The following is a 6,717-nucleotide window of genomic DNA, read 5'->3' as shown; positions in this document are numbered from 1 at the left end:
ATGGGGGAAACCCCCAAGACCGCGCTGCATCGCTGCTCCCTGCTCCCTGCTCCCTACTCTCTGCTCCCTAAAACCCAGATATTTGTACCTCACAAGTCGTAGAATTGCTATATATTGCTATATTTAAGATTAATTTTATAATTCGAGGCTAAATTACCCATCGAATACCCATCGAAGACCATAAATGGGTATACTTTTTAGTATTTTCATCCCCTTAATCTCAAGGATTATACGGATTTTATGTCCATTTTTTAGTAAATTATCCGTAGAATTACTGAGATAACGACTAGTGAAATCACGGTGGAAACAGTTTTTTTTTTAAGTCAATATTAACATATTAGATTTAAATCTAATCTAACCGATGTTTTTTGATTAGTTAACGGTATTGCCATGTCATCAACTTACCTACCAATAACTTCTCCTTCAGCTGATCAAAGGAATTTCCCTGTCCCTTCACCAGTCCCTGCTTCAGTCATTTATTTTCAGAATAAACTCCCCACAGAAAGACCAGACCATTCTGATTGTACCCGAATCCTCTTAATTGAGGACGATATCCAGGATGTTGAGCTCATTAAAGCATTACTCAAAAAGGCCAAACATTTTCCAGCAACACTCACCCATGTAGAGACCTTAGAGCAAGGTCTCGAATGCCTAAAGTATGGAAATATTGATATCGTACTCTGTGACCTGTTCTTACCCGATCAGCAAGGCTTAGAGACATTTTGTGAAATTTATGCCCAGTTTCCCGAAGTGCCTATAATCATTCTGAGTGGACTGACTGATGAGAATTTAGCCATAGAAGCGCTACAAGAAGGAGCACAAGATTACTTAGTTAAAGGAGAATTTGATCGGAACCTATTGATACGAGCGATGCGCTATGGCATTGAGCGGCAACGACTGCTGTTAGCACTGAAGCGAAAAACTGAAGCCCTACGAGCCAGTGAAGAACAATTTCGCACCATGATTACCAGAAATGCTGATGGTGTTGTCATTATTGATCACAATCGAGTGATTCAATTTGTTAATCCCGCAGCAGAATACCTGATGAACTGTAAAGCGGAAAAACTCCAAGGAGAACTATGGTGCAGTTCCTTAGTGGTTGGCCAATCTACAGAACTAGATATTCGCTCCTCCTATGGAAAAATTGTTATTGCCGAAATCCAGCTAGTAGAGATTCAATGGGAAGGAAAAAAAGCCTATATGGCATCACTGCGGGATATCACCACTCGCAAGGAAATAGAAATTGCTCAGAAGGAACTGAATGATGAGTTAGAACGTCGGGTTGAGGAGCGCACAGTTGAACTAAGAGTAGCTAATGCTCAGCTCCAAGTTTTGGAACTTAAACTACGTCAATCACTGGTTAAAGAGAAAGAATTGAGCAATTTTAAATCTCGGATTATCTCTAGCATTTCCCATGAGTACCGCACTCCATTAACTACAATTTCTTCATCAGCAGCAATCCTGGAACGGTACGGTCATAAAATCAATCCGACTCAGCAAGTGAAACATTGTAGACGTATTCAATCCATGGTTCAGCACCTGACTGGTTTAGTAGATGATGTGCTATTTATTAACAAGACAGAATTTGACCAACTAGATTTCCAACCAGCACCTATAGACTTAGTTATATTTTGTAATAAATTAGTTGATGAAATCCAATCTAAAACCACAGATAAACACCAGATATTCTTTAGGCATGAAGGTGACTATAAGGAATTCAGATCAGATCCTAAGCTGTTACGGCAAATGCTAACTAATCTCCTCTCTAACGCTATTAAATATTCTCCTCAAGGAGGCAAAGTTGAACTTAATGCTAAATGTGAAACTAATCAAGTAATACTGGAAGTTACAGATGAAGGTATTGGCATTCCTAAGCACGATCAAGGTGAGTTATTTAATTCCTTTAGTCGCGGGAGTAATATCGGTTCTATAGCAGGAATTGGATTGGGATTATCAATTGTAAAAAGTTATGTGGAACAGCATCAAGGTAAAATAGTTATGGCAAGTAAAATAGGTGTAGGTACTCGTGTCACAGTCTCTTTACCATTTCTTCGTTAGTGGTTAGTATGACTAAAAAAAACTGATTTATTTAACTGCAAATTTCCAGAAAATGCTAAGACTAATATAGTTTGTACAACCTATTTTTAAGCTATGATACAACCTTAAGTTAAATACGCTTTATTAACTACTTATTATCACTATTTGGTGTTACTTAATGGAAAATGGAAACTGGAAAATTCCCAATTCCCAATTCCCAATTAACAGCCATAGGTAAAAATTATCGCCTCATCACAAATCCTTAGACTTATGTTAGGTTTTGTCTTTCAACTGCTTCGTAACGGATTTGGCTTTATCCTGTAAGTGTGCGGTGGTAGCTTTGGCTGTGTCTTTCAACTGCTCAGTCACTGATTGAGCTTTATCTTTCAACTGTTCGGTGGTAGCATTGGCTTTATCCTTCAACTGTTCAGTGACTGATTGGGCTTTATCTTTCAACTGTTCTGGTATATGTTGAGCTTTTCGTTTGACAGCTTGAAATTCCTGCACAGTTTTTTGATAATCTTCCTTGATCAGGTCTGTAGCTTGACCAATTTTTTTATTAAGTCCTTCCCCATACGGTTTACTATTTTGAGCAACTGTCTCCAGTACAATAACCCGCTTGCTGCCAATACTCGAAATTGCTACGGGTGGGAGTAGATACATACCATCCATAACCCCATGCCAGCCACTGTCGGAGAAGAGATAGTTAACGACACTACCGCTTTTGGGTTTGAGTAAGTAGTCCACTAGCTTACCAATTTTGTTACCCGCATCTGTCCACACCTCATGTCCGATCAGTGAATCCCAAGACTCGGTTTTCTGTTGAGCTTTGTGATTTTTGCTAGTGTTGACGAGAATACTATCGGTGCCAATACTCTCTACTTGACTCCAAGCAAAGTACCGTTTTTTCGTCCCAAGTAATCCAGACTTACACCTTAAGGCAACGACTCGATGAGCTTGATAGTCCAACAATAGTTGATCGACATGACCAATTTCTTCGGTGGTCTGACGCTCTAAGACTAGACGATTGATTAACTGGCTCTGCCTGATCGGTTTGGGTTGGATAAATAGTAAAGACATCTATTCATGTCTCCAATAGTTAAGAACTGGCGGTCGGAAAAAGACACAGAAGGCTCAGCAACGGTAAGCTATCAGGTAAGCCTATGCCCTACAGATGGTGCTACTTGAGGTGCCGTTAGCGGTCAGCAGTCAGCTATCAGCTTATGGGCTATGGGCAGGCTACTGTTTGCCCAGCGTGCGCGTAGCGCAATCGGTGCTTTTGAATAAGCGATGCAGCGCGGTCTTGGGGGTCCCCCCCATGAGCGACTGCATCAAGAAAACAGGTAAACATTATTCAATGCTCCGGTTCAAGGTTTATTTTAAACTGACGGCTGACCGCTGACCGCTGAATGCTAAATGCTTGTGTACTCCTCTGTGATTTTTTCCATCTAGATTTTAGCTTACAATAATTGAGTCAAGTCTGATCTAGGGGATTACCAAGGAGTGAGTTGAGACTATGCGCTTATTGTTTTTGATTTCAGGCTTCGTGATCGGCTTAGCTATAGCAGCTATTTTATTCGCCCTCCAAAATAAAGCAATTGTGGCGGTAAACTTTGGGGTTTGGACTGTAGAAGAACCTTTATCTCTAGTGATTCTTTTAACTCTTTCTATGGGCTGTTTAGCCGGTTTATTAATCTCCACACCTACTCTAATTAACCAAAGTCGTAAACTAGCTCGGCAACGGAAACGGATTAATGAATTAGAGCAGGATTATAATGAAACAATAGTAAATATTGATAATCAACGCAAAAGAATAGAGTATTTAGAAGATAGTTTAAAAAGTAAGATAGGTGCCTCATTAGCAGAATCTGAGCCGCAATAGCTGGAAAACTGTTGGTATTGAGCGGTCAGCCGTCAGCCGTCAGCCGTCAGCCGTCAACTAAAATAAACCCTGCGTATAGTGCGCCTATGGGCAATGGGCAATGGGCAAACGGTAGAATTTAATAGTTCGAGATTAATGAGAATTGAAAGTCAACATAAAAGTAGATCAGGATAAGTAAAATAGATTAAATGAATACTTACCTCTTTTTTTAAAAAGCTGATAGCTGATAGCACCTCAAGTAGCATCTCAAGTAGCGCTAATCGCTGATAGCTGATAGCTGATAGCTGATAGCTGATAGCTGATAGCTGATAGCTGATAACTGATAGCTGATAGCTGATAGCTGATAGCTGATAGCTGATAGCTGATAGCTGATAGCTTACCTATTTGAACTACTGATCAAGGATTCAAACTCAGCTTTTAATGATTCAAAATCTGCCACCCTTGACACTAGTAAATTATCCTTACCAGCATCATTTAATCGTTGTTTCCAATAACTGATGATTTCTGGGTGATTCATCCAGAATTCAATCACACTGTCTACAGCTTGATCTATACCCCAATCTGCCTGGGAGGGAAGGGTTTCAGCTGATTCAATTAAAGCATCCAGGGTACAGTGATAAGTACCTAAGTATTTCAGCCGGGGTGGGACTTTTCTCTGACTCAACGTCTGTTGATGATTGAAAAAGTCTAGGACAGGAGATACTCCTAAGATTTCAAAGGTGTATTTCATAGGTTAAATACCTTCCTTTTTACCAGTTATCCTTTTCACCAGTTACCTCAACCTTTCCAGCCAAGGTGATCGAGATTAGTAGATTTTGATGAGTTTTGTGTTCTGTGTTCTGGATCAGAACTCTGACTGTTTACTAATCCTATAGAACTGCTATGCACTAAATACTAAAGGAATTGTTAAATTGGTTTTGTAGTAATTGTAACACAATGCTATAGGCTGTAACACAGGGAACAGGGAACAGGGAACAGGGAACAGGGAACAGGGAACAGGGAATCGGGAATCGGGAATCGGGAAGAGTGAAAAAATCTTGTGTATCTGATTAGACTAGAAAGTGCTATAATTCCCTAATATCCCTATCTACCTATCTCCCCACCTCCCCATCTCCCTATCTCCCCACCTCCCCATCTCCCCATCTCCCTATCTCCCTATCTCCCCACCTCCCCATCTCCCCATCTCCCCATCACCGGATTACGGAGCATCTTGCCATTCTGGGGTCAGGGTGCGGTAATCATAGTTTGTGACACCGGGATGACAAGTCACACAGGTTTTAACGCCAAAGGGTCGAGGGATTTTGACTCGGGGATGCAGGGCTGTGAAATAACGGGATTGGGTCATACGATAAGGGACTTCTTCGTCTTTGTTATGGGGACGGGAGAAATCTCGCAAGTATTGCCAGGTCAGCAATAAACTTGGACCAAGTAGTCTTGGTAGTTGGGTACCATAATGTTCGTTTGGCTCTAACAATAACCGACGCCAGGTTTCGGTAGGCAATACTTCTGGTGGCAAAGCAATGTGACAAGCGGAACAGTTTTCTAGGTAAAGGTCTTTGCCTAATTTGTAGCGTTTGGACACTGGGTCCATGGATGCGGTTAATTGGGTGGGGTTGGAGGTAACTGTTTCTGGCTCAATCGTATATCCTACGGCTCGCTCCAGTCCCCATCCGATGCTAATACTCCAAAAAATTAGCAATAACAATAGAACCCAAGGTGAACGTCTACGGTTTCGCCTTGGGTTTCTTGACTTAAAAAATTTGGACATACCTCACACACAACACTCTTTAAGGGATTGGTACAGAGCGCAACAATTGCTCAACAATGGGCTGAGCACGACGCCCCCCCGACGTAATGAGACGATGGGACAGTACATAAGGTGCCAGGAACTTGATATCATCTGGGATGGCATAATCTCGACCTTCGATAAAGGCTAGTGCCTGGGTTGCCCGTTGTAAAGCAATGGTACCGCGAGGACTGACTCCTAAGGTGACATCTTCGGCGGAACGGGATGCTCTGACTAAATTGAGCATATACTCTTGTAGTGACTGTTCTACTTTGACCTGGTGACAAAGATTCCGTAATTCTAATACTTCATCGGTGGTGATACAGGGGGTGAGCTCGGAAACCATCATTCCTTCTAGATGGCGTTGCAACATCTGGAGTTCTTCTTGTTCTGTGGGATAACCTAGGGATAAGGATAATAGGAATCGATCCATTTGGGCTTCTGGCAAGGGGAAGGTACCTTGATATTCCACTGGATTTTGGGTGGCAATCACGAAAAAGGGCTGAGGTACGGGACGCGATCGCCCATCTACGGTGACCTGCTGCTCTTCCATTACTTCCAATAAGGCTGACTGGGTCCGGGGTGTGGCTCGATTAATTTCATCGGTTAGCAAGACATGGGTAAATACTGGACCTGGGAGAAATTCAAACTCACCACTGCGCTGATTCCAGATATTGGTACCTGTGATATCGGTCGGTAATAGGTCAGGGGTACATTGAATACGTTGAAATTTCCCATCTATGGAACGGGCTAGGGATTTTGCTAGGAGTGTCTTGCCCACACCAGGGACATCTTCGAGTAGGGCATGACCCCCAGCCAATAGAGCCACAATCACTAGACGAATGGCATCTGCTTTACCAACAATCACACGACCGAGATTTTCCTGGAGCTGTTGAATTCGTTGTCTCATAGAGCAGTGTTCAATTGGGTGAGGGACAAATTATTGGAGGGAGCAGGGAACAGCGGATCTGGGAACAGCGGATCTGGGAACAGGGAGCAGGGAGCAGGGAGC

General features: G+C 42.3%; 6 protein-coding genes. 2 read left to right on the top strand and 4 right to left on the bottom strand.

Features of this window, described 5'->3' with window-relative positions; translation table 11 throughout:
• The first annotated feature begins 390 nt into the window (after positions 1–390).
• Complete coding sequence (locus BJP37_RS14340) at positions 391–2,058, top strand: hybrid sensor histidine kinase/response regulator (RefSeq protein WP_075899711.1); 1,668 nt, start codon at positions 391–393, stop codon at positions 2,056–2,058.
• A 252-nt stretch (positions 2,059–2,310) separates the two neighbouring features.
• Here BJP37_RS14340 and BJP37_RS14335 read toward each other — a convergent pair whose 3' ends face one another.
• Entirely contained in the window at positions 2,311–3,117 is an 807-nt protein-coding gene (locus tag BJP37_RS14335) for a PRC-barrel domain-containing protein (protein ID WP_075899709.1), read from the bottom strand.
• 436 nt (positions 3,118–3,553) lie between these two features.
• On the opposite strand from BJP37_RS14335, the gene BJP37_RS14330 reads away from it, so the two are divergent.
• Entirely contained in the window at positions 3,554–3,919 is a 366-nt protein-coding gene (locus BJP37_RS14330; RefSeq protein WP_075899707.1) for a LapA family protein, read from the top strand.
• Between the two features lie 376 nt (positions 3,920–4,295).
• Here BJP37_RS14330 and BJP37_RS14325 read toward each other — a convergent pair whose 3' ends face one another.
• The 3 genes from BJP37_RS14325 to BJP37_RS14315 all read right to left on the bottom strand — a co-directional run bounded on the left by BJP37_RS14325 (position 4,296) and on the right by BJP37_RS14315 (position 6,615).
• On the bottom strand, positions 4,296–4,649 hold the full coding sequence (locus BJP37_RS14325; protein ID WP_075899705.1) for a hypothetical protein: 354 nt from the start codon (positions 4,647–4,649) through the stop codon (positions 4,296–4,298).
• A gap of 468 nt (positions 4,650–5,117) precedes the next feature.
• Positions 5,118–5,687, bottom strand: a complete 570-nt coding sequence (locus tag BJP37_RS14320) for a cytochrome C (protein WP_075899703.1) — start codon at positions 5,685–5,687, stop codon at positions 5,118–5,120.
• Positions 5,688–5,706: 19 nt separating this feature from the next.
• Positions 5,707–6,615, bottom strand: a complete 909-nt coding sequence (locus tag BJP37_RS14315; protein WP_075899701.1) for an AAA family ATPase — start codon at positions 6,613–6,615, stop codon at positions 5,707–5,709.
• Positions 6,616–6,717 lie beyond the last annotated feature (102 nt).

Source organism: Moorena bouillonii PNG, from assembly GCF_001942495.1.
In the GTDB taxonomy this organism is placed as follows: Bacteria; Cyanobacteriota; Cyanobacteriia; order Cyanobacteriales; family Coleofasciculaceae; genus Moorena; species Moorena bouillonii.
This window is presented reverse-complemented; position numbering and strand designations above follow the sequence as displayed.

Bases quoted from the DNA above. Each gene is read 5' to 3' on its own strand.
- BJP37_RS14340 (WP_075899711.1), top strand. From the start codon at position 391: ATGTCATCAACTTACCTACCAATAACTTCTCCTTCAGCTGATCAAAGG.
- BJP37_RS14335 (WP_075899709.1), bottom strand. From the start codon at position 3,117: ATGTCTTTACTATTTATCCAACCCAAACCGATCAGGCAGAGCCAGTTA.
- BJP37_RS14330 (WP_075899707.1), top strand. From the start codon at position 3,554: ATGCGCTTATTGTTTTTGATTTCAGGCTTCGTGATCGGCTTAGCTATA.
- BJP37_RS14325 (WP_075899705.1), bottom strand. From the start codon at position 4,649: ATGAAATACACCTTTGAAATCTTAGGAGTATCTCCTGTCCTAGACTTT.
- BJP37_RS14320 (WP_075899703.1), bottom strand. From the start codon at position 5,687: ATGTCCAAATTTTTTAAGTCAAGAAACCCAAGGCGAAACCGTAGACGT.
- BJP37_RS14315 (WP_075899701.1), bottom strand. From the start codon at position 6,615: ATGAGACAACGAATTCAACAGCTCCAGGAAAATCTCGGTCGTGTGATT.